Origin of the sequence: Rhodococcus sp. 06-462-5 (assembly GCF_002258315.1) — a bacterium.
Taxonomy (GTDB): Bacteria; Actinomycetota; Actinomycetes; order Mycobacteriales; family Mycobacteriaceae; genus Rhodococcoides.
The window spans coordinates 281727-307115 of the sequence record NZ_NOYD01000013.1 but is presented as its reverse complement, the minus strand read 5'-3'; the positions used below and the strand labels follow the sequence as shown (position 1 = coordinate 307115).

Sequence of the window (25389 nt, the reverse complement as noted above, 5' to 3'; positions counted from 1 at the left end):
AGCGCGTGAGCAGTGCTGCTGCGCTCATCGTGTTCGCTGTCCTTCTCGTGCCTCTCGGAGGCCTGTTCGCCGCCGTCGACTCCGCGCTGAACACGGTGTCACGGGCGCGAATCGACGACATGGTCAAGGACGAGCGCCCCGGTGCCGCAGGCCTCGTCGTGGTGGTCGGCGACCGCCCGCGGTACGTCAATCTGATGGTGCTGCTGCGCATCCTGTGCGAAATCGGCGGCACCGTGTTGCTCGCGGGTGGCCTGACGCAGCTGATCGACTCCACCACGGCACTGGTCATCAGCGCGGTGGCCATGGTGTTGGTCAGTTACGTCGTGATCGGTGTCGGTCCGAGAACCCTCGGTCGGCAGAACGCGTATTCGATCGCGTTGGCGGCTGCGTTGCCGTTGCGTGCACTCGGGTGGCTCCTCGGACCGATCAGCCGCCTGCTCATCCTCATCGGTAACGCCATCACCCCCGGTAAAGGATTTCGCAACGGCCCCTTCGCTTCCGAGATCGAACTCCGAGAACTGGTGGACATGGCCCGCGAGCGCGGCGTCGTGGCCGACGACGAACGGCGGATGATCCAATCGGTGTTCGAGCTGGGGGACACCTCCGCTCGTGAGGTCATGGTCCCGCGCCCCGAGATGGTGTGGATCGAGTCCGACAAATCGGCAGGACAGGCCACCTCGTTGGCCGTGCGCAGCGGCCACTCCCGCATCCCGGTGATCGGCGAGAACGTGGACGACGTGGTGGGCGTCGTGTACCTCAAAGACCTTGTGCAGCAGACGTATTACTCCACCGACGGTGGCCGGGGAGTGCAGGTGTCCGAACTGATGCGTCCGGCCGTCTTCGTTCCCGATTCCAAGGCACTCGACAGTCTGCTCGCCGAGATGCAGCGCGATCGCAACCACATGGCCCTGCTCGTCGACGAGTACGGAGGCATCGCAGGGCTGGTGACCATCGAGGACGTGATCGAGGAGATCGTCGGCGAGATCGCCGACGAATACGACTCCGACGAGGTTGCGCCCATCGAGGAACTCGAGGACGGACGGTATCGGCTGTCCTCGCGGCTGCCGCTCGAGGACCTCGGCGAGATCTTCGGCATCGACATCGAATCCGAGGAAGTCGACACCGTCGGCGGACTCCTCGGCTACGAACTGGGCCGAGTACCGTTGCCCGGTTCGCAGGTGATCACCCACGGGCTCCTGCTGCGCGGAGAAGGTGGAGCCGACCCCAAGGGGCGCGTCCGGATTGCCACGGTCCTGGTCGAGAAGCTCGAGCCGGACGAAGAAACCACCGAGGACGACGACTCGTCGGACGTCACTCGCCAACACTGAAATCTGGAGGTGCTCTTGTGTCCGAGCAGAACAACGGTGAGTTCCGATCCGGATTCGTCTGTTTCGTGGGCCGACCCAACACCGGCAAATCCACGCTGACCAATGCGTTGGTGGGATCGAAGATCGCCATCACGTCCTCGCGTCCCCAGACGACGCGGCATACCATTCGCGGCATCGTGCACCGGGAGCACGCCCAGCTGATCCTGGTCGACACCCCGGGACTGCACCGACCGAGAACGCTGCTGGGTCAACGTCTCAACGACCTGGTGCAGGACACCTACTCCGAGGTCGACGTCATCGGACTCTGCATCCCCGCGGACGAGAAGATCGGGCCCGGCGACCGGTGGATTCTCGAACAGGTGCGGCACATCGCGCCCAAGACGACGCTCATCGGCATCGTGACCAAAATCGACAAGGTCAAGAAGGAACGCGTCGTACAGCAGCTGATGTCGCTGTCGAAGCTGCTCGGTGAGAATTCGCACGTCATCCCGGTGTCGGCCGAATCGGGCGAGCAGATCGAGAAGCTCGTCGACCTGTTGGCCTCCGAACTGCCGCAGGGCCCGGCGTTCTACCCCGACGGAGAACTCACCGACGAGCCCGAGGAAATCCTGATGGCCGAACTCATCCGTGAGGCCGCGCTCGAAGGCGTCCGCGACGAGCTGCCACACTCGCTGGCCGTCGTCATCGACGAGGTCACCCCCCGCGAGGGTCACGACAACATGCTCGACGTGCACGCCATCATGTACGTGGAGCGATCGAGCCAGAAGGCGATCATCATCGGCAAGGGTGGTTCGCGACTCAAAGAGGTCGGCACGGCGTCGCGACTGCAGATCGAGAAGCTGCTCGGCACCAGGATCTACCTGGACCTGCACGTCAAAATCGCGAAGGACTGGCAGACCGACCCGAAGCAGATGGGCAAGCTCGGATTCTGACCGAAGCGGCTTCGCCGCACGTGCGCGGCTGGACCCACCGGTCGTTCCGCAGGCTGCACTCCTGTCTCGTAGTGGGCTACGAAGTTTCGCTCACCTGGGTCCACCAGGGATCGGGGCGCTTGCGGTGCCACTGCAGCACGTTCTCGAGTTGAGCGGCGACCGAAACCAGTAGCGGCTCGGAGGATTCGTGGCCCATCAGTTGCAGGCCTATGGGCAGACCGGCGGCGGTGAATCCTGCGGGCACGTTGACGCTCGGCCAGCCCAGTACGTTCCACGGCCAGGTGTAGGGACAGTGCTCGGTGATGACCCGATCGGTGTCGGCGTTGGAGATGCCGTCGATGGCCTCGATTCGAGGCGGCGGGGTGGCCGTCGTGGGGGCGAGCACGATGTCGTACTCGTCGAAGAACCGGCCGATACGACGCCCGATGCGCGGCTCGGCAGCGCGTGCTGCGCGCAGCGGCGCTCCGGCGAGAGCCCGGCCGCTCTTGGCATTGGCTCGGGTCCTCGGGTCGGCGAGAGACGGATCCGGCAGACGGTCCACCCAGGCCGCCACACCGGCCAGTGAGCGGGGTAAGAAGTTGAGCCCCAACAGCATTCCGTAGGCGGGGTCATCGACGACCACTCGATGTCCGAGCAGTCGCAGCACCGCGGCCATCTCGTACGCGGCAGCCGCGATCTGGGGGTCCAGTGGGGCGGGCGTCGGGATGAAGGGCTTACGCAGGCTGAGCGCGATGCGCAGCGAGCCGGGGTTGCGTCCGACGGCATCGGAGACGGTCAGCGGTATCGGACGATGCAGATCCCCGTCGTGACTACCCGAGACCACGTCGAGGAGCAGTGCCGCGTCGGCCACGGTGCGCGCGAGCGGGCCGATGACGGTGATGCCGTTGAACGCCTCGGGCTCCGGCCACGACGATATGCGTCCGCGCTGCGGCTTGATCCCCACGAGATTCGTCCACGAGGCCGGAATTCGCACCGAGCCGGCACCGTCGGAACCCAAAGCGGCAGAGATCAATTCGGCGGCCACCGCGGCAGAGCTGCCACCCGAGGAGCCGCCGGGAGTGCGTTCGCGGTCCCATGGATTGCGGGTGTGTCCGAAGGTGCCGCCGGTGAACGGCCACTGGCCGAGTTCCGGGCTGTTGGTCTTTCCGACGATGACCGCTCCGGCCGCACGCAGTCTGCGCACCACCTCCGAATCCGCGGTGGCAGGCGGAAAGTCGCCCGCGCAACCGAAGGCGGTCGGTTCCCCGGTGACGTCCACGTCGTCCTTGACGGCAATCGGAACGCCGAGCAGGGGAGCGGTGGTGCCCGCGGCGCGCAGCCGATCCGCTTCGGCTGCCTCGGCGAGGGCGGCATCGCGGCGCACGAGGCGGAACGCATTGAGCGTGGGTTGGCTCTTGTCGATCCGATCGAGTGATTCGGTGACCGCCTGTACCGAGGTGATGCGACCCGACGCGAGAGCGGCGGCCTGGGCAACGAGAGTCGACCGATGAAAATCCACGCCTGCACAGTATCGACTTCTCGTCAGCGCGGGAACGGTCACCGCCGCTGCGCGCGTGGGACACTGGAACACGTGAGGCCATACCGTGACAACGCAGTCGTCCTGCGCCAGCACAAGCTGGGTGAGGCCGATCGCATCGTCACGTTGTTGACCAGGGAGAACGGGATCGTACGGGCCGTCGCCAAAGGGGTTCGCCGCACCAAATCCAAATTCGGTGCGCGGCTCGAGCCGTTTGCGCACATCGACGTCCTGCTCTATCCGGGACGCAATCTCGACATCGTCACCCAGGTGCACACGGTCGACGCGTTCGGCGGAGACATCGTTGCCGACTACGGTCGCTACACCACCGGTTGTGCGGTTCTCGAAACTGCCGAACGGCTGGCAGGTGAGGAGCATGCGCCCGCGCAGCGGCTGCATCAGTTGACCGTCGGTGCATTGCGCGCCCTCGCGCAGCACGTCCGGCCTCCCGAGCTGGTGCTCGACGCGTATCTGCTGCGCGCGATGGGTTTCGCCGGATGGGCTCCCGCACTGACCGACTGCGCGCGGTGCGCAGCTGTAGGGCCACATCGAGCTTTCCACGTCGCTGCCGGTGGAGCCGTGTGTGTGCATTGCCGACCGCCGGGCTCGGCGACGCCGTCGACCGGGGTTCTCGATCTCATGGTTGCGCTCGAGCGGGGGGAGTGGGACTACACCGTCACCACCTCCGATACCGTCCGCAAGCAGGCCAGTGGACTGGTGGCGGCGCATCTGCAATGGCATCTGGAACGACAGTTGCGCACTCTTCCGCTCATCGAGCGCTCGCACCCGCACCAGGTGCCGCTGGCCCAACCTGACTCCGTGTTCGCCGACACCGTCGGGCAGGATGGGGACCGTGATTCGACGACGCGAGCCGCAACCCCGGCCTGACGAACGGCCGCCGGTGCGCCCGCCGGACCCGCATCCCTCGGGCGCGCGGCCTCCGATCCTCCAGCCGGAACTGATTCCTCGTCACGTCGCTCTGGTCATGGACGGCAACGGCCGATGGGCACAGGATCGTGGTCTGCCGCGCACTGCGGGGCACGAGCAGGGCGAAGCGGTGCTGATGGATGCCGTGTGCGGCTGCATCGAGATCGGTGTGCAGTGGTTGTCCGCGTACGCATTCTCGACGGAGAACTGGAAGCGCAGTCCCGACGAGGTCAAGTTCCTGATGGGCTTCAATCGCGACGTCATTCGTCGTCGACGCGACGAGATGAACGAGATGGGCGTCCGGGTTCGCTGGGCCGGCCGTCGACCGAGGTTGTGGGGCAGTGTCATCAAGGAACTCGAAGTTGCCGAGGAGTTGACGAAACGCAATACCGTGATGACGTTGACGATGTGCGTCAACTACGGTGGCCGAGCCGAGATTGCCGATGCCACAAGGGAAATCGCTCGACAGGTGGCCGCGGGCAAGCTGAACCCCGAGAAGATCACCGAGGCGACCGTCGCGAAATACCTCGACGAAGCGGACATGCCCGACGTGGATCTGTTTCTGCGTCCCTCGGGGGAGCAGCGGACGTCGAACTTCCTGCTGTGGCAGTCCGCCTATGCGGAGTTCGTGTTCCAGAAGAAGCTCTTCCCGGATTTCGACCGCCGGGATCTGTGGGAGGCGTGTATCGAATACGCCTCGCGCGACCGACGATTCGGTGGGGTCAAGTATGAGTGACACTGCGAACGGCACGCCGGACGAGGGGCTTTCGTTGCAAGCCCGTGCCCAGCTCGCGCTCTCGCAGTTCGCGACGGTGACACTCGGCGACGAGGGCTCGCTCGGTTTCGACTATGCGGGCGCTCTGTGCTCGCTTCGTGCCGTTCGACTCTCGCCCGAGCTCGAGGTGCTCTCGCTCACCGCGGTGCTGGCGTGGGACCGGCCGCTGAAGCCCGCTCTGCACAAGAAAGTTGCCGACCGCAATGCGGATTCGCAGTTCGGCGCGATCTCGGTCAACACCCACGACAAGCTCGCGGATGTACTGCTGCGCTACACCTTTCCCGCGAACGGCCTGGACGACGAGGCGATGTTGACGATGCTCATTCTGGTGCTCGCCGGAGTGGAAAAGGCGCGTGAGGGCCTACTGCCCTGATCAGTCAGTTAAGGTTTGCCTGTACTTACTTCTAGTAGAGGCGGATGCGATGACTGTGCGGTTGACCCGAATGCTCACGGCGGTGGCGGCGGTGATCGCTCTCGGTGTGGCTGTGACGGCCTGTTCGACTGCCGACACCGGCGACACGGCGACGCAGTCGTCGGACGGTGCATTCCCGGTCGTCATCGATCACATCTACGGCAGCACGACCATCGCCGAGAAGCCCACCCGCATCGTCACGCTCGGGGTGTCCGACGCCGATGCCGTCATCGCGCTGGGCACCGTTCCCGTCGGGAACACCGGGTACACGTTCTACGAGACCGGACTGGGTCCCTGGACCGACGAATTGGTGGGTGACGCGCCGCTGACGCTGCTGGGCTCGGAGTCCGAGCCGAACTTCGAGCTGATCGCTTCTCTGGCACCGGATCTCATCACCGGACTCAATGCGGGTTTCGACGAGGCGACCTACGACAGGCTCAGCGGCATCGCGCCGACGGTCGCCCGACCTGCAGGATCGGCTGCCTATGCCGTCGATCGTGAGGTGGCCACCGACACCATCGCTCGCGCGATGGGTGAGCGCGACCGCGGTGAGGAGTTGAACGCGCAGACCGACGACGCGCTCGAGCAGGCTCGAAACGAACACCCCGAGTTCGCAGGCAAGACGGCAGCAGTGGTGCTTCCGTACGACGGCCAGTTCGGCGCATACCTGCCCGGTGATGCCCGCGGCACATTCGTCACCTCGCTGGGCTTCGAGGTCCCGGAAGCGATCCGCGCCGAGGACGACGGCACCAACTTCTTCGTTCCGGTCTCGGCCGAGAACATATCCATGCTCGACGCGGACCTGGTGCTCTATCTCGGTACGAGTGCCGACATCGACGTGGTGGCGGAGAACCCGATCTTCGGAACGCTCGATGCCGCACGGCGCGATGCGATCGTTCCGCTGTCCACCGATCAGCGTGGAGCGATCACGTACAACTCGGTGCTGTCGATTCCGTTCGCCATCGACGCGTTGGTACCTCGGGTGGCCGAGGCCGTCGCCTGAGCGGGCTCAGCGACCGGCAGCGCTGCATTGACTGCAGGTGCCGAAGATCTCGATCGTGTGGCTCACGTCGCTGAAGCCGTTGGATTCGGCGACACTCTGCGACCACTTCTCGACGGTGGGGCCTTCCACCTCGACGGTGAAACCGCACGAGCGGCACACCAGGTGATGGTGATGTCCGGAGGAGCACCGCCGGTAGACCGACTCGCCGTTGTCGGTGCGCAGTACGTCGACCGTCCCGGCGTCGGCCAAGGTCTGCAAGGTGCGATACACCGTGGTGAGGCCGATGCCCTCACCGCGCTTGCGCAATTCGTCGTGCAGATCCTGTGCGGACTTGAACTCCTCGATGGTGTCGAGCAGATCCGAGATCGCACTGCGCTGCTTGGTGGCCCGCACGCCGACGACGACGGGTCGTCTGGGTGCGGCGGTATCGGTGGACTTTTCGGTCACAGGTTCCGGCCTTCCTCGGCGTGGGCCACGGCGTCGACGACGATGTGGGAGAGGTGATCGTCGACCAACCGGTACAGGACCTCGCGTCCGTTGCGTTCTCCGCGCACCACACCCGCTGCCTTGAGTACCCGAAGGTGCTGGCTGATCAGCGGTTGCGTGACACCGAGGGCGACGACGAGTTCGTGGACGCACCGCTCGGACTCGCGCAGCTGCAGCACGATGGCGATGCGCACCGGAGCCGCCAGTGCCCGCAGGATGTCACCCGCCGCGGTCAGAGTCTCCTTCGGCGGGATGTGAGCCGGGGGAGCGGCGGTGAACGGATCGCCGGAGTGCAACGGGTGCTCCGGGTCCTGCCTGTGGGTCGAGCTTGCTTCCACTGTCGAGTCCGTGGACACGGTTGCGGCTCCTTCGATTGCCGGGTCGTTGCCGGCGGACTCTCCCTGCACGAGCGACGTCATGGCACCAGGTTAGTGCAGTAGTTGTTATTGCAAATCGTATTCATTGTGATATGCACAGGTGTGCATGTCAACTTCCGCACTCGACCGCTGTTCGGTTTCGCCCGCCGAGCCAGATAGTCTGATCAGGGCGAAAACCGCCCACGTCACCTCTTACACGATGTAACCGAAGATGGAGAGCTCCGCCAGTGGCACCCAAGTCCAAAGTCGAAACCGTCGCCAACCTCGCCAAGCGCAGAGGCCTCGTCTACCCGTGCGGCGAGATCTACGGCGGTACCAAGTCGGCCTGGGACTACGGCCCGCTGGGCGTCGAGCTCAAGGAGAACATCAAGAAGCAGTGGTGGCGCAACATGATCACCAGCCGCGACGACACCGTCGGGCTGGACTCCTCGGTGATCCTGCCCCGGCAGGTATGGGAGGCGTCGGGCCACGTCGAGACGTTCTCCGACCCGCTGGTGGAATCGCTGCACACGCACAAGCGGTACCGCGCCGATCACCTCATCGAGGCCTACGAGGAGAAGCACGGCCACCCGCCGGAGAACGGCCTGGCCGACATCCGCGACCCCGAAACCGGCGAACCCGGCTCCTGGACCGAACCGCGTGCATTCTCGGGCCTGCTCAAGACCTTCCTCGGCCCGGTCGACAACGAAGAGGGCCTGCACTACCTGCGGCCCGAGACCGCACAGGGCATCTTCGTCAACTTCGCCAACGTGCTGACCACCTCACGCAAGAAGCCGCCGTTCGGCATCGGCCAGATCGGCAAGAGCTTCCGCAACGAGATCACTCCCGGAAACTTCATCTTCCGCACCCGTGAGTTCGAGCAGATGGAGATGGAATTCTTCGTCAAGCCGGGCGAGGACGACGAGTGGCATCAGTATTGGATCGACTACCGCATGAAGTGGTACACCGATCTCGGTATCGATCCGGAGAACCTGCGGCTCTACGAGCACGCCAAGGAAAAGCTGTCGCACTACTCCAAGCGGACCGTCGACATCGAGTACAAGTTCGGTTTCCAGGGCAGTGCGTGGGGCGAGCTCGAGGGCGTGGCAAACCGCACCGATTACGACCTCTCGGTGCACTCGAAGGCGTCCGGCCAGGACCTGAGCTACTACGAGCAGGCGACCGACACCCGCTACACCCCGTACGTCATCGAGCCGGCCGCAGGTCTGACGCGCTCGCTGATGGCATTCCTCGTCGACGCGTACACCGAGGACGAGGCCCCCAACGCCAAGGGCGGCGTCGACAAGCGCGTCGTGCTCAAGCTCGACCGTCGTCTGGCCCCGGTGAAGGTCGCGGTGCTCCCGCTCTCGCGCAACGCGGACCTGACGCCCAAGGCCAAAGATCTTGCGCAGCAACTGCGCCAGTACTGGAACGTCGAGTTCGACGATGCCGGAGCCATCGGTCGTCGTTACCGTCGTCAGGACGAGATCGGTACGCCGTTCTGCATCACCGTCGACTTCGACACGCTCGACGATCATGCCGTCACCATCCGTGAACGCGACACGATGGCGCAGGAGCGGGTGGCGCTCGATCAGGTCGAGGGCTACATCGCCTCCCGTTTGATCGGCGCGTAAGAACCTCACTCACCCGACAGGGCCCGATCTCGCAATGAGATCGGGCCCTGTCGGCTGTCGAGGGGTGGGTCAGAAGCGGCCGCCACCGCCACCGAATCCGCCGCCACCGCCGCCACCGCCGCCTCCGCCGAAGCCCCCGCCGCCACCGAATCCGCCACCGAAGCCTCCGCCACCCCCGCCGCCGCGGAGCACACTGTTGATCAGGATGCCGCCGAGCACCGCGCCGGCGATGTTGCCTCCGCTGCTACCGCCGCGAGGGCCGTGACGATTCTCCCAGTTCTGTACATCGGCCTGGGCGATCTGCGATGCGCGCGAGGCCAATTGGCTGGCGGCGTGAGCATGCTTGAGGGCTTCGTCGGGGTTCTCCTGGCCCAGCTGCCGCGCCGCGCCGAGGTGGCGTTCGGCCTCGGACAGGCGCGTTCTGGCGTCGGCACCCACTCCGCCGCGACGGGTCGAGATGTAGTCCGCGGCTGCGGTGATCTGCGCCTGAGCGGCCGCGATATCGCGATCCAGACGGGCTCGCAGTTGGTCCTCGGCAGCCTTCTCCGCCGACGCCTCGTCGACGATCTTCTCGAGTTCGGCATCGGCTTCGGCGAGGGCGGTGTAGCTGCCGAGTGGATCAGAGGATTGGGCGGTCTCGGCGTTCTGCAACGCCGTCTGCGCGGCAGTCATGGCCGACTGCAGTTCGGCTCCACCGTGTTCGGCCAAACCACGTGCCTGCTCGATGTCGCGGCGAACGTCCGCGATGGCGTCGGGCAGGGTGGCGATGGCATGCCTGATGTCGTCCCGGGCATGGTCGACGCCGTCGAGGAGGGTCTTGGCCTGGTCGACGGCCCGTTCGGCGGTTCGAATCGCGGTGACCGCAGGCCCCTGCTTTCCGGGCGGGAGTGCTGCAGCCTTGCGGCCGGCTTCGATGTTGTCCTCGGCCAGGGCCATCCGGTCCTTGGCCATCGTGACGTTGTCCGCGATGGACCTCAGTGCCGTCTCGGAGAATTCCGAATGCAGTCGATCGAGCAGACTTTCGGATTGCGGAATCCTCACCGTCAACCCGATGATCGCCTGGGTCAGTTCGTCGAGGTGTGACCCGGCATTCATCACCAGATCGCGGAAGCCGTCGAATTCCTCCACCCGCGAATCGAGTTCGCGATCGGCCTGACCACAGGAGGAGATGATCTCGACGAGCATCGCGCGCCGCTGATCGGGAGTTTCCGGAATGGCGTCGTCGAGTCGTTGACGGATCTCGAAGGCGGACGCGAGAGCCTTCTTGGCGTTGTCGTGGGCGGCGATGAACGGTGCGGCCGCAGAATCTCCGAACTCTCCACGTGCGAGGTTCAATTCCTCTTCGCTGGCGCGTACGGCATTGTCGGTCTCGACGAGAATTTCCTTGGCCCGGGTGTCGAGGACGTCGATGGGGAAGGCAGCCAGTGCGGCCGGGTCGCTCGGGTCGATCTTCGCCACGGCCTCGACCTCGGCGGCGACGCGGGCCTTCTTGCGCCGTGAGGAGTAGACGACGGCTCCGCCGCCGGCCACGGCCAGTGCGCCGACGCCGATCAGCAGTGGTGCCGACGAGCCGCCGCTGCCGCTCGAGGCGTACGCGTCGCCGAGTGCACCGGCTGCCGCAATGGCCGCCCCGGACCAATCTTCTTCGCGCAGTGCAGGTTCGACGTCGTCGACACGGATCGAATCTTGCTCGGAGGTGGTGATCTGAGACAGCCCGGTGTTCACAGCGAGGTAGTACGAACGGTCCACGGTCGCCACGGCGAGCAGAACGTCGCGCTCACCGAGGTCACTTCTGGCGTACGTCTGCTCGGCCCAGTTCGCCGCCGACAGGTTGTCGAAGTCCGCGACGTAGGTGACCCACAATCGAAGCTGGCTGCTGCCGTAGAGGTCGTCGATCGAGGTCTGCACCTCGGCGAGTGCATCGGGGTCGAGTGCCTGGACGTTGTCGGTGATCTGCGTGGCCAGCCGCGAGGGAGCCTCGGCGGATGCAACCCCTGGCGCGAGCAGGACCGCGGCGAACAGGGTCAGGGCACCCACGGCGGCGAGACGACGAAATCGATGGACCGAGCTTCGGACGGCTGACTTTCGAACGACTGTGGCGCTGCTGTGCCGCCGGTGCTGGACTGCCATGCGCTGAAATCTACCGGCTGGGCGGCGAGGAGATCGAGCAGGTCGACGTGGATGCATGACAGTTGTCACCTCGCAATCGTGACGCTCGAACGAGGTTCACGCTGTGCGATCGCAGCAGAGTGATTCCCATGACCACAACGAAGGCAGTCGAACTGCGAAACGTCACCAAGACCTACGGCTCGGTCCGGGCGGTCGACGGGCTCAGCCTGTCCATCGAACCGGGCGAAGTCGTCGCATTTCTCGGACCGAACGGAGCGGGAAAGACGACCACCATCGACATGATGCTCGGCCTGGCCACACCCACCACCGGGTCGGTGTCGGTGTTCGGGGGAACACCCGCCGACGCGATCGCCCAGGGCCGCATCTCGGCCGTCATGCAGACCGGTGGTCTGCTTCGCGATCTGACCGTCCGCGAAACCGTCGAGCTGACGTCCGCACTGTTCGCCCGCACACGGTCGGTCGAGGAAGTTCTCACCCGGGCAGGCATCGCCGACATCGGAGATCGCCGAGTGGCCAAATGCTCGGGCGGGCAGCAGCAGCGACTGCGATTCGCGCTCGCACTGCTGCCCGACCCGGATCTGCTGGTCCTGGACGAGCCGACCACCGGAATGGACGTCGAGGGTCGTCGTGACTTCTGGAACGCCATTCGGCAGGACGCCAGCACCGGCCGAACAGTGCTGTTCGCAACGCACTACCTCGACGAGGCCGATGCCTACGCCGACAGAATCGTCCTGGTGCGGCACGGCAAGATCGTCGCCGACGGCAGCGCCGCCGAGGTCAAGAATCTCGCGGCGGGACGCACGGTCACCGCCACTCTGCCCGGTGTCGACCGGTCCACGTTGCTCGCTCTTCCCGGAGTCGACCGGGTCGAGACGCGGGGGGACCGGGTGATCGTGCACGGACGTGACTCCGACGCCGTGGCCCGATACCTGCTCAACGATGCGCACGCGACCGATCTGGAAATCGTCTCGCGCAACCTCGAGGACGCATTCCTCGCCCTGACCACCGATTCAGACAACGACACAGCCGAAAACGACCTCGCCGGGAGCATCCGATGACCACGACCACGCCGTCCACGACCACCCGCACACCTACCAGAGCTGTTGCCTGGGGCGGATTCTCGCCCACCTTCCTCCGACTCGAGATCCGCAGGCTCTTCCGGAACAAGCGAACTCTGATCTTCACCTTGGTGATGCCGCCGGTGTTCTTCGTCATCTTCGGCACGCAGTCCGACTACAGGACCAACTACCCTTTCGCGCACGGAAACGTCACCGGCTACATCGCCATCAGCATGGCCGTCTACGGCGCGATGCTCGCCACCACCAGTGGGGGAGCGATGGTCTCGGTCGAACGAGCTCAGGGGTGGAGCCGACAGTTGCGGTTGACCCCGCTCGCGCCGGTCGCCTACATCGTCACCAAGGTCCTCGTGGCCATGACGATGGGTGCAGCCTCGATCGTCGTGGTGTTCGTCGTCGCGAAGTTCCTCGGGGCGGACATGCCGATCTGGGTGTGGATCGTCAGCGGTCTGATCGGCTGGATCGGCTCGGCGGTGTTCGCCGCATTCGGACTGTTCATGGGCTACCTGCTGCCGTCGGAGAACGTGATGCAGATCCTCGGACCCGTGCTCGCGTTCCTGGCGTTGGCGGGTGGACTCTTCGTTCCCCTCGGTGACAGCGGCTGGTTCCCGATGCTGGCCCAGTTCACCCCGCTCTACGGGCTGGCCACCGTATCCCGGGCCGCGTTCGCCGGGACCGAAACCGGAACGTTGCTGGTCGCCGTGATCAATCTGGTGGTCTGGGCGACGATCTTCATCGCAGGCGCGGCGATGCTGTTCCGGAGAGACACCAAGCGTGCGTGAGACCGAAACCGCTGATCGTGTCGCCCACAGGGATACCGTGGGCGACATGACCACGTTCACCGCCGACCTGCCGGAGGGGCGGGTCTGGCGATACGGCTGGATGTTCGGAGCCATCTGGCTGATCTACCTGATCTATCCGTTGAACGAGATTCTCGCTCTGCCTTCGGTGGCGGAACGGGTCGCCGGGATCGTTGCGATCGTCGCTTTCGGCGTGGTGTTCACGACCACGTTCTGGCGGTTCCGCAACGGCCACCGCCGAGGGCATCCACTGCCCACGTCGCAGGCATGGATCGCGCTCGGGGTGATGGTGGCGTTGACGTTCGCGATGAGTGCGCTGATCGACACCACCGGTTTCGGCGCGACCGTGTACATCGCGGTCCTGGCGATGATGACGTTGCCGGTCCGGCAGGCGTGGGCGTTGGTGGCTGTGATGGTGCTGATCGTCGAACTGGCACCGCGCCTGATCTCGTCCTGGGAGCCCGACACCTTCTTCGCATTCCAGCTGCTGATCAGCGCGGCCGCGGCATGGGGAATCACTCAGGTCTTCCAGCGCAATCACGAATTGGCCGTGGCCAGGCAACAATTGGCAGACCTGGCGATCGTGGCCGAGCGCGAGCGTATGAGCCGCGACGTGCACGACATCCTCGGCCATTCGCTGACCGTCATCACCGTCAAGAGCGAACTGGCCGGCAGGCTCATCGAGATCGACCCCGCCCGAGCGGCCGTCGAGATCGCCGAGCTGGAAACCCTTGCCCGGCAAGCGCTTGCCGATGTGCGCAGTACCGTCGGAGGCATGCGCCAGGTCGACATCGGATCCGAGTTGGCCAGTGCACAAACGGCATTGACGGCAGCGGGGATCGATGCAGACCTTCCCGGCGACGCCGACGTGGTGCCACTGCGACACCGTGAACTGTTCGGTTGGGTGATCCGGGAAGCGGTGACCAATGTGGTCCGACACTCGCGCGCACGACAGTGCCGAGTGACGCTGACGGCGTCGAGCATCTCCGTCGTCGACGACGGAGTGGGACCGGCTGAAAATCAGTCCGGCGGCAACGGTCTGCGTGGTCTGGGCGAACGAGTGGCTGCCGCGGGTGGTGCACTGACCATCGCCCGGGTGCCGACCGGTGGGTTCAGGGTGGAGGTACACGGTGAATAGGACGCAGGCGCAATGACCATCACACTGTTGCTGGCCGACGATCAGGCTCTGGTGCGGGGTGCACTGGCAGCTCTGCTGGGGCTCGAGCACGATCTCGACGTCGTCGCCGAGGTGGGACGCGGGGACGAGGTCGCCGCTGCCGTTCTCGAACATCGACCCGACGTCGTCCTGCTCGACGTGGAGATGCCCGGCAAGAACGGGATCGAGGTCACCGCCGAACTGGCGCTGGTCGCCCCGCAGTCGAGAGTGCTGATCGTCACCACGTTCGGGCGACCCGGTTACCTGCGACGCGCCATCGATGCGGGTGCGTCGGGTTTCGTGGTCAAGGACACCCCCGCCAAGCAGCTGGCCGACGCCGTTCGGCGCGTGCACATGGGGCTTCGCGTGGTGGATCCGACGCTGGCGACCGAAACCCTCACCGACGGCGTCTCTCCACTGACGGCCCGCGAGCAGGAGGTTCTCCGCGCGGCTGCCAGGGGTGGGACGGCAGGGTCCATCGCTGCTCAGGTCCATCTCTCGGAGGGAACGGTACGCAACCATCTGTCGTCGGCGATCGGGAAGACCGGCACCAGCACCCGGGCAGAGGCGGTCCGGGTGGCCGAGGATCGAGGGTGGCTGTAGGTCGTTCGGGGCGCGCCGTGACCATGCCGACGAGCAGGCCTGGCAAACTCGAGGGGTGAATTCAACTCTCGACCGAGATTCGTACGGCGACCCGTACGACGATCGGTATGCCCCGGACCCCGGTCCCGAGCGCCTGGGCTTCTTCGGAACGCTCGGACGCTGGACCGGTCGGCTGGTCGCGGGAGTGGTGCTGATGTCGTTGGTGCTGGTCGCGGGAACAGCAGTGCGGGTATGGCAGGTGGCGCGCATCGACGACTATTCCAAGGCGGACGCCATCGTGGTGCTCGGTGCTGCGCAGTACAGCGGCACACCCTCGACGGTGTTCGAGGCGCGACTGTCCCAGGCCGCGTCGCTGTACGAACAGGGAATCGCCCCCGAGATCGTCACCGTCGGCGGCAAGCAGGAGGGCGACCTGTTCACCGAGGCCGCGTCGGGCCGCAACTATCTGATCGATCAGGGAGTTCCCGCCGATGCCATCGTTGCCGTGGAGACCGGCTCGGACACCCTCGAGAGCATCGAGGCCGTGAGCAACACGCTCCGTGACGAGGGCAAGTCGTCGGTGGTGCTGGTCAGCGATCCGTGGCATTCACTACGCACCCGAACCATGGCGCGCGACGCAGGACTCGACGCCTGGACCTCGCCGACGCGTACCGGTCCCGCCGTCTACACCAGAGAATCCCAGGCGCACGGGATCGCCAGGGAGACAGGCGCTCTGCTGTGGTATCAGCTGACTCACTTCACCGCGGACTTCTCCTACACGGCAGGCCAGTAGATGACCGGCACATACTCCGCTCACGACGTCGAACGATTCGTCAGCGAACCTCCCAAGACCGCAGGACTGCGGGCCGGGGCGGACAACGCCTCGCATCGAAGCGCCTTCGCGCGCGATCGAGCCCGCGTGTTGCACTGCGCCGCACTGCGCAGACTCGCGGACAAGACCCAGGTCACCGGACCGCGAGACGGAGACACCCCGCGCACGCGGTTGACGCACTCGCTCGAAGTTGCGCAGATCGGCCGCAGCATCGCCGAGGGTCTCGGCAGCGATCCCGATCTGGTGGACCTCGCCGGGCTGGCGCACGACATCGGCCATCCGCCGTACGGACACAACGGTGAACGCGCACTCGACGAAGTGGCCCAGGACTGCGGCGGTTTCGAGGGCAACGCGCAGAACCTGCGCATTCTCACCGGACTCGAGCCGAAGATCCTCGACGCCGACGGCCGCAGCGCAGGACTCAACCTGACCCGAGCCTCGCTCGATGCCGCCACGAAATACCCGTGGATCCGGCCGGCCCCCGGCGCGAAATTCGGTGCCTACGACGACGACTCCGCCATTCTCGGCTGGGTGCGTGACGGCGCTCCGGACAAGCACAAGTGCCTCGAAGCGCAGAGCATGGACTGGTCGGACGACGTGGCGTACTCGGTGCACGACGTCGAGGACGGCGTGATCGACGCTCGAATCGACCTACGGGCGCTGTCCGATCCGATCGAGCGACGCGCCCTCGCCGAACTCGGCGTCTCGGAATTTCGCGGACTCGATGTCGACGAACTGATCGAGGCCGCGGATCGCCTGTCGAGGATGCCCGTCGTGGTCGCGGTCGGACGCTACGACGGAACTCTCGCCGCATCGGTGGCGCTCAAGCACATGACCAGTGAACTCGTCGGCCGCTTCGCCACCGCCGCCATCGAGGGCACACACGAGAAGTACGGCACCGCGCCGTTGAGTCGCTACGATGCCGATCTGGTGGTGCCGTCGATCGTCGGCTCGGAGGTTGCGCTGCTCAAGACCATGGCCCTGCGGTACGTGATGTCCGACGCAGGCCACAAGGTCAGGCAGGAGCGTCAGCGCGACCGCATCCACCGCGTCGCCGAGTGGTTGATGCGCTCGGCTCCGGGCGAGCTGGACCCCATCCTGGTGCCCGCCTGGCAGCGGGCCGACAGCGATGCCGAACGGACCCGAGTGGTGGTCGACCAGATCGCGTCGTACACCGAAAGTCGACTCGAACTGATCGACAAGCGTTCGCTCGGAGCTCAGGCCAGCTGGGGCTGACCGTTCCGCGACCGAATGTGGGTAGGTCGGGATCGGGACTAGACTGCCCTTCGTGGCCGGCCGAATTCCTGAACGCGACATCGCCGCCATTCGCGAACGCACACGGATCGAAGACATAGTCGGCGACTACGTCTCTCTCAAGCGCGCGGGCGGCGACTCCATGAAGGGGTTGTGTCCCTTCCACGACGAGAAGTCTCCGTCGTTCCACGTCCGACCCAACCACGGTCACTATCACTGCTTCGGCTGCGGCGAAGGAGGTGACGCCTACTCCTTCCTCCAGAAGATCGAGCACATCTCCTTCGTCGAGGCCGTCGAGCAATTGGCCGATCGGTTGAACTACTCGATCTCCTACGAGGGCGGAGGGCCGTCGGTTCAACGTGACCGCGGCACCCGAGCACGCCTGATCGCCGCGAACGCTGCTGCGCAGGAGTTCTACGCGGGCAGGCTCAGTGGTCCCGACGCCCAGACCGCGCGGGACTACCTCACCGAACGCAACTTCGACGGGCACGCCGCCCTGGCTTACGGCTGCGGATACGCGCCCGACGGCTGGGACACCCTCACCAAGCACCTGCTCGGCAAGGGCTTCGAGGCCAAGGAAATAGTCGACGCAGGGTTGGCGACACCCGGCAAGCGAGGGACGCCGATCGACCGCTTCCGGCGACGGCTGGTGTGGCCCATTCGCAGTCAGAGCGGCGACGTGATCGGCTTCGGAGCGCGCAAACTGTTCGACGACGACACGATGCCGGGCAAGTACATCAACACCCCGGAAACCATGCTGTACAAGAAGTCTCAGGTGTTGTTCGGCCTCGATCTGGCGCGCAAGGAGATCGCGAAGTCGCATCAGGCCGTCATCGTCGAGGGCTACACCGACGTCATGGCGATGCACCTGGCAGGCGTCAAGACTGCGGTGGCATCCTGCGGAACCGCTTTCGGTGAGGATCACCTGGCGATGCTGCGGCGACTGATGATGGACGACAGCTACTTTCGCGGCGAAGTGATCTACACCTTCGACGGAGACGAGGCCGGCCAGGCCGCCGCGATGAAGGCATTCGAGGGTGATCAGAAGATCGCCGGTCAGACGTTCGTCGCCGTCGCGCCGGACGGAATGGACCCGTGCGACCTTCGTTTGAAGTCCGGCGACAACGCCGTGCGCGATCTCGTGGCCAGGCGCACCCCGATGTTCGCCTTCGTGGTCAAATCGCTGCTACGAGAACATGATCTGGACACGCCCGAGGGTCGCGTCGAAGCATTGAAGCGAACCGTCCCCGTGGTCGCCCGCATCAAGGACGCGTCGCTCCGGGACGAGTATGCGCGGCAGTTGGCCGGCTGGACCGGCTGGGACGACACCGCGATGGTGCTCGCCCGCGTGCGCGACGAGGCGAAGAAGGGTGCCCGAGGCGACACCAACGGCAAGCGCGTCCCGTTCGAGAAGCGTCAGGCAGCTCCCGTGGAGGCCCCCACCGGACCTCCGCGTCCCAATCCCACGGATCCTTCTCTGTGGCCGCAACGGGAAGCCCTCAAGGCGGTACTGCAGATGCCTGCGATGGCAGGCACGGTGTTCGATTCGCTCCCGCCGGAGAGCTTCCATCACCCGGCGTACTCGGCCGTGCGCGACGCAGTGGCCGCTGCCGGCGGCACCGCTGCAGGCTTGGGCGGAGGGGAGTGGGTCGACGCCGTGGCCAAACAGGCCAAGGACGCCGTTGTCGTGTCGTTGGTCACCGAGCTGGCCGTCGATCCGATGCGCGTGGCCGACGACGCTCTCACCCGCTACATCTCGGGCGTACTCGCACGGCTCCAGGAAGTGTGGGTCGGCCAACAGGTGGCCGAACTCAAATCGAAACTGCAGCGCATGTCACCGGTGGAGAAGCCCGACGACTACAACGCGTTGTTCGGCGACCTCATCGCCCTCGAGCAGTACCGCCGCAGTCTGCTCGAGCTCGCCGTCGGAAGTGTGGCCGAGGTCGGTTAGCGCCGCAGCTGATCGCGGGGAACGAAGACCTGGGTCTCGTCGTCGATCGGCTTCATCGGTTCCAGTCGCGGCTGGGTGTTCAGGGAATCGGACAGCTTCTGGCGGCCGACCTCGATCGCCTTCTTGGTGGCCGGGCTCGACGCGACGGCGCTCGCAGTCTTGCGAATCTGCTCGTACCGGCCACGTCCTGCCTTGGCACCGAGTACATACGCAGCTCCAGCCGCCAGTACCAAACGAATCATCAGTAGGTCCTTCCATAGAGCGTGCGGCTGTTCTTCCATCTTGCCCGACGAACCTCGAGCAGGGCGATTTGGTACTCGGCAGGGGGTGTGCGCTATTGTTTCCAACGGCTCGCACGAGAGTGTGACGCCGCGAGGTAATCCCCCATAGCTCAATTGGCAGAGCATTCGACTGTTAATCGAAGGGTTCCTGGTTCGAGTCCAGGTGGGGGAGCGCAGTCCCCGTCCGGTTCTCCGGGCGGGGATTTTTGCTGTCGTGGGTGGGCCATCTGGGCCTCCTGCTCGGCCCGTGAACGTACCGGACATGTGGTACCGAGAGTTCGAGTTAGTTAACAGATCGTGACCGTTATTTCTGTATATCGAATGAATGAATCCCGTCGACCGATGTCAGTTTTGTCGGTCGTCCGCGACATACTGAACGAGCGATCCCGGTGGCTCAACAGTGCTATAAAAAGCCGGGTCGGTCGGTTTTAAGGGGCTTCATGAGTTTGAGTTACGCAGCAACCGTTCCACGTCACCTGGTGCATCGGCGGTCACCGGGCGACGTTCTGTTGACCGATTACGAGACCGTCGACGGCACCCATCGGGCGGCGGTTCAGTTCCCCACATCGCATCGCATGTTCGCGCCGGTCCGCCGAACCCACGACTCGTTGATGGTGGCGGAGGCTCTGCGCCAAGCGATCAGCCTCTTCTGTCACGTCAACCACGGCGTGCCACTCGACCACGTGGTGTTCATCGAGCACTCTCGTTTCGAGATCCTGGACCCGCTGTCGGTCGACGACATCGACGATTCGCTTGTCGCAGAGTCGATCACGACCGACGTGAAGTTCGAGAACGAGTCGCTGGACAACATGAAGCTCTCGGCCCGACTCCTGAACGGCACTCACCTCGTCGCGTCGGGGACAGCGTCCGTCCGGACCATCGGACCCGAGGTGTATTCGCAGTTTCGGAAGTCGACCATTGCCGACCCCCACTTCCGTTTTCTGCCGGCCGGAACCGAGGTGGTCCAGCCGTCCTCCGTCGGACGTCTCGATCCGTCCGACGTGGTGCTGGCGCGGCACACATCCGACGGGACCATCGTCGTCGCGCCGGATCCGCGCAACCTGGCGATGTTCGACCATTCGGTCGAGTACCTACCGGGCGTCACGATGCTCGAGGCGGCTCGTCAGGCGCTGCGCTTGGCCACCGGAACACCGGCATTGGATTTCACCTCGTGCGAAGTGAGGTTCATGGGATTCGCCGAGTGGACCAACCCGTGCTCGGTGATCGTAGACACGGACTCCACCGACGGCGTCTTCCGCATTCAGTTCGAGCACGACGGCGTGGTGCTGTCGGCGATGTCCGTCACGGCGACATCCGAACCGTGGTTGGCTCCTACCGATCGCTCCAGTCGATAAGGGCGTCCTCGGCAACTGCCATCACCCGCGGGAGGCGTCGGCGGGGCACCACCGCGGGCAGCAACATCTGCCACATCTCGGTCAGCCTCTGCTGTAGATCGGCGCGTCCGGTCAGCATCTCCGACACCGTCTGCACGCCGGTGAACGAAGCAACGATGTAGCGGCCGAGCGTGAGCGCGTCCATACCGTCGACGATGTCGCCCTCGGCCTGAGCGCGTGCGGCCAGATCGCCCATCTTGCCGACCCATTCCTCGAACGCCTGCGCATTGGGGCTGCCCACGATGGCCGACTCCAGCGTCAACCGCATACCTCCGCGGGCAATCGACTCGGTCTGCAGTTGGCGTCCCAACTCCTTGCTCACCAGGATCAAGGCGTCCAACGCTTTCGGCGTTTGCTCGATTATGAGGGTGCTCGCACTCGCCGCCATGGCCAGTTGCGCGTCGATCACGGCCTGCGCCAGATCTTCCTTGGACGAAAAATGGAAATACATCGCGCCTTTGCTGACCCCGGCATGGGCGATGATGGTGCTCAAACTTGCTGTGCCGTAACCGAACTTCTCGAAACTGGCGGCGGCCCCTTGGAGTACGGCCTGCCTGGTGGACGCTGCACGCTCCTGCATCGGTAGACAATAACTGTTACCTGGGTTCGTGGCACGGCGTGCAGCAACAATGACGATTCACTTGTAGTCGGTATCGGAACCCGCAGGGCGAACGTCGCGGGTTTGATCGAGGCGGCCTTGGAGGTAGGTCTCGATCCATTCGAAGGACTTCGAGCCCAGCGGAAGCCGCAGCGGGGGAGTGTCCGAAGAAATCGCGGCAATGACGGCATCGACACCGCGGCGTGGGTCGCCGGGCTGATGGCCGTGGGTGGCTTCGAAGGCGGTTCGAGCCGGTCCGATCAGGGCTGCGTAATCGTCGAGAGGGGTTCCCCATCGCATCGACCGTCCACTTGCGTCGGTGCGGAACGGGCCAGGTTCGACGATGGTGACACCGATACCGAGATGACGCACCTCCGCGGCGAGAGCCTCCGAGAAGCCTTCGAGCGCGAATTTGCCACCCGCATATGCGGTCCCGCCCGGACCGGGTACCACGCCGACGACCGAGGACATCTGCACGATGTGGCCGCTGCGGCGCGCCCGCATCGAAGGCAACACCGCCCGGGTGACGGCCAGTGGGCCGAAGAAGTTGACCTCCAGGTTATGGCGAAAGTCGGGTTCGTCGATCTCCTCGAACGCTCCGAGCAGGCCGAAACCGGCATTGTTGACCAGGATATCGATGCGCCCGAATCGGTCGAGCGCACAGGCCACGGTGGAGTCGATCGACTCCTGATCGGTCACGTCGAGCCGTGCGTGAAGTAAACGATCGCTTTCGGGCCCCTCGAGATCGGCGACGCTACGGGCCGTGGACATCACCCGATCGCCCGCCTCGAGAGCGCCACGAACGAATTCGCGACCGAATCCCGAGCTGGCCCCGGTGATCAACCAGACCCTGTCCGATCCTGCCGTGTCCATGTCGCCTACTTCCCGTAGATGTGTGGTCGTGAGCCGCGATAACGGTAGTGACGACAAATGACGGAGGGCAACCGAATTGATGGCACGCTGAGGCCATGGTCAATACGAGTGCAGGGATCCTGTTGTATCGCGTCGGTGTCGACGGTCCGGATGTCCTGATCGCTCACCCCGGCGGACCGTTCTGGGCTCGCAAGGACGAGGGAGCCTGGTCGATCGTCAAAGGCCTGATCACCGACGGTGAAGACCCCTGGACGGCGGCGCAGCGGGAATTTCGTGAGGAAGTCGGGTTCGACGTCCCTGCTGGGGAACCGGTCGAACTCGGCACCGTCACACAGCGCGGCGGAAAGATCGTCACCGCGTTCGGCGTCGAGGCCGATCTGGATGTCTCGAATGCGGTGAGCAACACATTCGAGATGGAATGGCCCCCGAAATCCGGCCTCATGAAGTCGTTTCCCGAGGTCGACCGCATCGAGTGGTTTCCGCTGGCCCAGGCGAGAACCAAGCTGCTCGCCTCGCAGCACCCCTTTCTGGACGCGCTGGAGGCTGTACTCGCGACACCGTAGTTTCGGCGTGGGTTCCCAGGGTATCCACCGGCCGGAAATGACGAGGGTCGCGGATGCAGGGTGGGAAATTGATGATGACGCCTACGGGTACGGCAGGCGCGGCTGCTCACGCGGAGACTGCTCTCGTGGAGACCGTGTGGGGCAGCCGAATAGTGGCGTCGGCGTTCGTGGTCTTGGCCACAGGACTGTCGTGGGTCTTCGTCGCAACGGCAATGATCGGACAGTGACCGAGGATCGGTCGGACGATACTGCTCGGCGACAACGACGAAGGACGACACAGTGACCGACGGAATTGCCTCTGCAACTCCACCAGCGACAGAGGTGCCAGCACGCGCCTGGAAAGCGCTCGTGGTTCTGCTGCTCGGCATGTTCATGGCTTTGCTGGACACCACCATCGTCAACGTGGCACTACCGACGATCAGCACCACGTTGGACGCGTCGGAATCGGTTCTGTCGTGGATCATCTCGGGGTACGCACTCGCCTTCGGATTGGCTCTCATCCCGGCAGGCAAGGTGGGCGACCGGATCGGCCACAAATGGGTCTTCTTCACCGGGCTCGCCCTCTTCACTCTCGCGAGTTTCGCGTGTGGGCTGGCTCAGGACGATCTGCAATTGGTCGTCGCGCGAGTCGTTCAGGGCTTGGCGGGCGGCATGTTCGTTCCGGCAGTCACCGCGTTCATTCAGCTGTTGTTCCCAGGACCGGTGCGGGGCAAGGCATTCGCCATCATGGGTGCGGTCATCGGAGTGTCGACTGCGCTCGGACCGATCGTCGGCGGCCTGATCATCCAGGCTTTCGGCGACGAGAACGGCTGGCGACTCGTCTTCTGGGTCAACCTGCCGATCGGAATCGTCGGTCTCGTCGCGGCGGCGGTGCTGCTCCCGAACAAGACCGATTCCGAGCCGACGGCCCGCCCCGGAATCGACTGGCTCGGGCTGGTCCTCATCTCGGCTGGTCTGATCGCACTGCTCGTTCCGCTGATCGAGGGCCAGGAATTGGGCTGGCCCATGTGGACCTACCTGACGATCGCCGCAGGCCTCGGGCTCATCGCGCTGTTCGGCTGGTGGGAAGTGATTCGGAGCGGCCGCGGACAGAATCCGTTGGTGCCACCTCGGTTGTTCACCCGTCCGGCGTTCACCGGAGGTGTGATCCTCGCGCTCGTCTACTTCGCCGCCTTCACGAGCATTTTCTTCACCATCTCGCTGCTGTGGCAGACCGGACTGGGCAACACGGCTCTGGCATCGGGACTGGTGTCCATACCGTTCGCGATCGGCAGCATCATTGCCGCCTCGCAGAGCAACAGGCTGACGATCCGTCTCGGTCGCACCGTTCTGATACTCGGGGCCTCGCTCGTCTCGATCGGGCTGATCTGGCTGTGGATCATCCTTGCGACCAGCTCTGCCGACACGATCTCGCACTGGACTCTGTTGGTGCCTCTGTTCATCGCGGGTCTGGGCAACGGCGCGTTCATCGCACCCAACGCGCAGTTCATCGTCGCAACCGTCGATCGAGACGACGCGGGAGCCGCGAGCGGGGTCATCTCCACCATGCAGCGCGTCGGCTCGGCGATCGGTATCGCCGTGATCGGCAGTGTGCTGTTCGGATCTCTGACCATCACCGGCCCCGATACCGTCGGCTCCGGTTTTCTGCACGGCGCGGCCATGGCGATGGCCGTGAGTGCCGCGTTCAGTCTCGTGGCACTGGCGTTGGTGTTCGCGCTCCCCAAGAAGGTCCAGAGTGCGCACTGAGCGCACCGCTCAGGACTTCAAGCCCTTGCTGTGCCGATCGACCACGGTTGCTGCGAGGTCGGCGATCTTGACGTTCAGGTCCTGAGAAGACTTACGCAACAGGGCGAACGCCTCGTCGCCGGACACATCGTGCAGAGCCATGATCAGGCCGATAGCCTTGCCGATCTCACGGTTGCTCTCGAGTCCGTCACGCAGAGTCGACGCCTCCTGACCGTTCATGACCGCAGCGACGGCGACGGCCGTGAACGCCGTCAGAATGATCGCCTTGCTCGCGCTGTCGGCGTCGAACACACCCGGCTCGTCGGTGAACAGGTTGAGCGCGCCCACCTTCTGATCGTCCACCTTCAGGCGAAATCCCATGGCCCCTCGTACCGGCGTGCGGTTCAACACACCGCGGGCCATCGCGGGCCACTGCGTCGGTGTTCGGAAGTCGGCCTCGAGCTGCGCCGCCTCGCTGGTGATCGCGTCCAGACACGGGCCTTCGCCGGTGGCGCGCTCGATATCGTCGATGACACGAGCGATGTCGTCGGAGGCCGCGACGGTAACGGGCTTTCCGTGGCGCATCAGCATCAGGCTGGCGTGATCGCAGTGGGGAACGATCAGCACGGCAGCGTTGCAGATCGCGGTATAGATCTCCTCTGCGCTGCTGCCTCGGTAAACGATGTCGGCCAATGCCGCGAACACGGTGGCCGGGTCGGTCGCCGGGCCGTCAGTGGAGCCTGCAGGAACGGCTGGAGGTCCGCTCAGCTGCGAATCGTCGTTCATTGTTTACTTCCGTCCAGTG

26 protein-coding genes and 1 tRNA gene are annotated in these 25389 nt (G+C 65.0%); 19 read left to right on the top strand and 8 right to left on the bottom strand.

Annotated features, from left to right (window positions below; all coding sequences use genetic code 11):
* The first annotated feature begins 5 nt into the window (after positions 1 to 5).
* Positions 6 to 1328, top strand: a complete 1323-nt coding sequence (locus CH251_RS08780; protein ID WP_094612779.1) for a hemolysin family protein — start codon at positions 6 to 8, stop codon at positions 1326 to 1328.
* Between the two features lie 17 nt (positions 1329 to 1345).
* Positions 1346 to 2260, top strand: coding sequence for a GTPase Era (gene era / locus CH251_RS08775; protein ID WP_094612778.1), 915 nt, complete (start codon positions 1346 to 1348; stop codon positions 2258 to 2260).
* A 76-nt stretch (positions 2261 to 2336) separates the two neighbouring features.
* Here the strand turns inward: era and CH251_RS08770 are convergent, their stop codons facing one another.
* Positions 2337 to 3758, bottom strand: a complete 1422-nt coding sequence (locus CH251_RS08770) for an amidase (RefSeq protein ID WP_094612777.1) — start codon at positions 3756 to 3758, stop codon at positions 2337 to 2339.
* 72 nt (positions 3759 to 3830) lie between these two features.
* Here CH251_RS08770 and recO point away from each other — a divergent pair, with 72 nt between their 5' ends.
* From recO to CH251_RS08750, 4 genes are read left to right on the top strand one after another with little or no spacing between them, the layout of a single operon-like run.
* Complete coding sequence (gene recO, locus CH251_RS08765) at positions 3831 to 4664, top strand: DNA repair protein RecO (protein ID WP_057479918.1); 834 nt, start codon at positions 3831 to 3833, stop codon at positions 4662 to 4664.
* A complete protein-coding gene (locus tag CH251_RS08760; RefSeq protein WP_094612776.1) occupies positions 4621 to 5439 on the top strand; it encodes an isoprenyl transferase in 819 nt (272 codons plus the stop codon). The genes recO and CH251_RS08760 overlap by 44 nt, the downstream gene beginning before the upstream one ends.
* The gene (locus tag CH251_RS08755; protein WP_068052323.1) at positions 5432 to 5851 is read left to right on the top strand and encodes a hypothetical protein; all 420 of its coding nucleotides are present in this window, start codon (positions 5432 to 5434) and stop codon (positions 5849 to 5851) included. The genes CH251_RS08760 and CH251_RS08755 overlap by 8 nt, the downstream gene beginning before the upstream one ends.
* A 49-nt stretch (positions 5852 to 5900) precedes the next feature.
* Positions 5901 to 6893 (top strand): iron-siderophore ABC transporter substrate-binding protein, encoded by a 993-nt coding sequence (locus CH251_RS08750; protein ID WP_094612775.1) that lies wholly within the window; start codon positions 5901 to 5903, stop codon positions 6891 to 6893.
* A 6-nt stretch (positions 6894 to 6899) separates the two neighbouring features.
* Here CH251_RS08750 and CH251_RS08745 read toward each other — a convergent pair whose 3' ends face one another.
* Together CH251_RS08745 and CH251_RS08740 are read right to left on the bottom strand one after the other, a co-directional pair.
* The gene (locus tag CH251_RS08745; protein ID WP_094612774.1) at positions 6900 to 7340 is read right to left on the bottom strand and encodes a Fur family transcriptional regulator; all 441 of its coding nucleotides are present in this window, start codon (positions 7338 to 7340) and stop codon (positions 6900 to 6902) included.
* The gene (locus CH251_RS08740) at positions 7337 to 7798 is read right to left on the bottom strand and encodes a metalloregulator ArsR/SmtB family transcription factor (protein ID WP_306436840.1); all 462 of its coding nucleotides are present in this window, start codon (positions 7796 to 7798) and stop codon (positions 7337 to 7339) included. Before CH251_RS08740 ends, CH251_RS08745 begins: the two co-directional genes overlap by 4 nt.
* Before the next feature lie 185 nt (positions 7799 to 7983).
* On the opposite strand from CH251_RS08740, the gene CH251_RS08735 reads away from it, so the two are divergent.
* On the top strand, positions 7984 to 9369 hold the full coding sequence (locus CH251_RS08735) for a glycine--tRNA ligase (protein WP_032379159.1): 1386 nt from the start codon (positions 7984 to 7986) through the stop codon (positions 9367 to 9369).
* A gap of 69 nt (positions 9370 to 9438) precedes the next feature.
* Here CH251_RS08735 and CH251_RS08730 read toward each other — a convergent pair whose 3' ends face one another.
* A complete protein-coding gene (locus tag CH251_RS08730) occupies positions 9439 to 11499 on the bottom strand; it encodes a TPM domain-containing protein (RefSeq protein WP_256978906.1) in 2061 nt (686 codons plus the stop codon).
* Positions 11500 to 11627: 128 nt separating this feature from the next.
* Here CH251_RS08730 and CH251_RS08725 point away from each other — a divergent pair, with 128 nt between their 5' ends.
* The 7 genes from CH251_RS08725 to dnaG are packed head-to-tail and all read left to right on the top strand — an operon-like array spanning position 11628 to position 19150.
* Complete coding sequence (locus tag CH251_RS08725) at positions 11628 to 12557, top strand: ABC transporter ATP-binding protein (protein ID WP_094612945.1); 930 nt, start codon at positions 11628 to 11630, stop codon at positions 12555 to 12557.
* Positions 12554 to 13357 carry an ABC transporter permease gene (locus CH251_RS08720; RefSeq protein WP_094612773.1) on the top strand — a complete coding sequence of 268 codons (804 nt, stop codon included), beginning with the start codon at positions 12554 to 12556 and terminating at the stop codon, positions 13355 to 13357. Before CH251_RS08725 ends, CH251_RS08720 begins: the two co-directional genes overlap by 4 nt.
* Before the next feature lie 46 nt (positions 13358 to 13403).
* Entirely contained in the window at positions 13404 to 14513 is a 1110-nt protein-coding gene (locus CH251_RS08715) for a sensor histidine kinase (protein WP_094612944.1), read from the top strand.
* Positions 14514 to 14525: 12 nt separating this feature from the next.
* A complete protein-coding gene (locus tag CH251_RS08710; RefSeq protein WP_094612772.1) occupies positions 14526 to 15134 on the top strand; it encodes a response regulator transcription factor in 609 nt (202 codons plus the stop codon).
* Between the two features lie 55 nt (positions 15135 to 15189).
* The gene (locus CH251_RS08705) at positions 15190 to 15906 is read left to right on the top strand and encodes a YdcF family protein (protein ID WP_094612771.1); all 717 of its coding nucleotides are present in this window, start codon (positions 15190 to 15192) and stop codon (positions 15904 to 15906) included.
* A complete protein-coding gene (locus CH251_RS08700; protein ID WP_094612770.1) occupies positions 15907 to 17181 on the top strand; it encodes a deoxyguanosinetriphosphate triphosphohydrolase in 1275 nt (424 codons plus the stop codon).
* A 52-nt stretch (positions 17182 to 17233) separates the two neighbouring features.
* On the top strand, positions 17234 to 19150 hold the full coding sequence (dnaG, locus tag CH251_RS08695; protein WP_094612769.1) for a DNA primase: 1917 nt from the start codon (positions 17234 to 17236) through the stop codon (positions 19148 to 19150).
* Here dnaG and CH251_RS08690 read toward each other — a convergent pair.
* On the bottom strand, positions 19147 to 19392 hold the full coding sequence (locus CH251_RS08690) for a hypothetical protein (protein WP_032394749.1): 246 nt from the start codon (positions 19390 to 19392) through the stop codon (positions 19147 to 19149). The two genes, dnaG and CH251_RS08690, sit on opposite strands and share 4 nt — an antisense overlap.
* Positions 19393 to 19530: 138 nt before the next feature.
* Here CH251_RS08690 and CH251_RS08685 point away from each other — a divergent pair.
* Positions 19531 to 19603: transfer RNA gene (locus CH251_RS08685), tRNA-Asn, on the top strand.
* A 268-nt stretch (positions 19604 to 19871) separates the two neighbouring features.
* Positions 19872 to 20786: an AfsA-related hotdog domain-containing protein gene (locus CH251_RS08680; protein WP_094612767.1), complete on the top strand. Its 915-nt coding sequence runs from the start codon at positions 19872 to 19874 to the stop codon at positions 20784 to 20786.
* Here the strand turns inward: CH251_RS08680 and CH251_RS08675 are convergent.
* Both CH251_RS08675 and CH251_RS08670 read right to left on the bottom strand, forming a co-directional pair.
* The gene (locus CH251_RS08675) at positions 20764 to 21405 is read right to left on the bottom strand and encodes a ScbR family autoregulator-binding transcription factor (RefSeq protein WP_094612766.1); all 642 of its coding nucleotides are present in this window, start codon (positions 21403 to 21405) and stop codon (positions 20764 to 20766) included. The genes CH251_RS08680 and CH251_RS08675 overlap by 23 nt on opposite strands.
* Before the next feature lie 57 nt (positions 21406 to 21462).
* Entirely contained in the window at positions 21463 to 22296 is an 834-nt protein-coding gene (locus CH251_RS08670; RefSeq protein ID WP_094612765.1) for an oxidoreductase, read from the bottom strand.
* A gap of 95 nt (positions 22297 to 22391) precedes the next feature.
* On the opposite strand from CH251_RS08670, the gene CH251_RS08665 reads away from it, so the two are divergent.
* The 3 genes from CH251_RS08665 (at position 22392) to CH251_RS08660 (ending at position 24605) form a co-directional block, all read left to right on the top strand.
* Positions 22392 to 22859: an NUDIX domain-containing protein gene (locus CH251_RS08665; protein ID WP_094612764.1), complete on the top strand. Its 468-nt coding sequence runs from the start codon at positions 22392 to 22394 to the stop codon at positions 22857 to 22859.
* Positions 22860 to 22930: 71 nt separating this feature from the next.
* Positions 22931 to 23086 carry a hypothetical protein gene (locus CH251_RS27435; protein ID WP_179273326.1) on the top strand — a complete coding sequence of 52 codons (156 nt, stop codon included), beginning with the start codon at positions 22931 to 22933 and terminating at the stop codon, positions 23084 to 23086.
* Between the two features lie 52 nt (positions 23087 to 23138).
* Positions 23139 to 24605, top strand: a complete 1467-nt coding sequence (locus CH251_RS08660) for a DHA2 family efflux MFS transporter permease subunit (protein ID WP_094612763.1) — start codon at positions 23139 to 23141, stop codon at positions 24603 to 24605.
* Positions 24606 to 24614: 9 nt separating this feature from the next.
* Here the strand turns inward: CH251_RS08660 and CH251_RS08655 are convergent, their stop codons facing one another.
* Entirely contained in the window at positions 24615 to 25370 is a 756-nt protein-coding gene (locus tag CH251_RS08655) for a GAF and ANTAR domain-containing protein (RefSeq protein WP_094612762.1), read from the bottom strand.
* Positions 25371 to 25389: the final 19 nt, after the last annotated feature.

Excerpts from the sequence above, each read along its gene's own strand:
- CH251_RS08760 (WP_094612776.1), top strand. The coding sequence starts at position 4,621 with ATGGGGACCGTGATTCGACGACGCGAGCCGCAACCCCGGCCTGACGAA.
- CH251_RS08755 (WP_068052323.1), top strand. The coding sequence starts at position 5,432 with ATGAGTGACACTGCGAACGGCACGCCGGACGAGGGGCTTTCGTTGCAA.
- CH251_RS08750 (WP_094612775.1), top strand. The coding sequence starts at position 5,901 with ATGACTGTGCGGTTGACCCGAATGCTCACGGCGGTGGCGGCGGTGATC.
- CH251_RS08740 (WP_306436840.1), bottom strand. The coding sequence starts at position 7,798 with ATGACGTCGCTCGTGCAGGGAGAGTCCGCCGGCAACGACCCGGCAATC.
- CH251_RS08730 (WP_256978906.1), bottom strand. The coding sequence starts at position 11,499 with ATGGCAGTCCAGCACCGGCGGCACAGCAGCGCCACAGTCGTTCGAAAG.
- CH251_RS08725 (WP_094612945.1), top strand. The coding sequence starts at position 11,628 with ATGACCACAACGAAGGCAGTCGAACTGCGAAACGTCACCAAGACCTAC.
- CH251_RS08720 (WP_094612773.1), top strand. The coding sequence starts at position 12,554 with ATGACCACGACCACGCCGTCCACGACCACCCGCACACCTACCAGAGCT.
- CH251_RS08715 (WP_094612944.1), top strand. The coding sequence starts at position 13,404 with ATGACCACGTTCACCGCCGACCTGCCGGAGGGGCGGGTCTGGCGATAC.
- CH251_RS08710 (WP_094612772.1), top strand. The coding sequence starts at position 14,526 with ATGACCATCACACTGTTGCTGGCCGACGATCAGGCTCTGGTGCGGGGT.
- CH251_RS08700 (WP_094612770.1), top strand. The coding sequence starts at position 15,907 with ATGACCGGCACATACTCCGCTCACGACGTCGAACGATTCGTCAGCGAA.
- CH251_RS08690 (WP_032394749.1), bottom strand. The coding sequence starts at position 19,392 with ATGATTCGTTTGGTACTGGCGGCTGGAGCTGCGTATGTACTCGGTGCC.
- CH251_RS08680 (WP_094612767.1), top strand. The coding sequence starts at position 19,872 with ATGAGTTTGAGTTACGCAGCAACCGTTCCACGTCACCTGGTGCATCGG.
- CH251_RS08675 (WP_094612766.1), bottom strand. The coding sequence starts at position 21,405 with ATGCAGGAGCGTGCAGCGTCCACCAGGCAGGCCGTACTCCAAGGGGCC.
- CH251_RS08670 (WP_094612765.1), bottom strand. The coding sequence starts at position 22,296 with ATGGACACGGCAGGATCGGACAGGGTCTGGTTGATCACCGGGGCCAGC.
- CH251_RS08665 (WP_094612764.1), top strand. The coding sequence starts at position 22,392 with ATGGTCAATACGAGTGCAGGGATCCTGTTGTATCGCGTCGGTGTCGAC.
- CH251_RS27435 (WP_179273326.1), top strand. The coding sequence starts at position 22,931 with ATGATGACGCCTACGGGTACGGCAGGCGCGGCTGCTCACGCGGAGACT.
- CH251_RS08655 (WP_094612762.1), bottom strand. The coding sequence starts at position 25,370 with ATGAACGACGATTCGCAGCTGAGCGGACCTCCAGCCGTTCCTGCAGGC.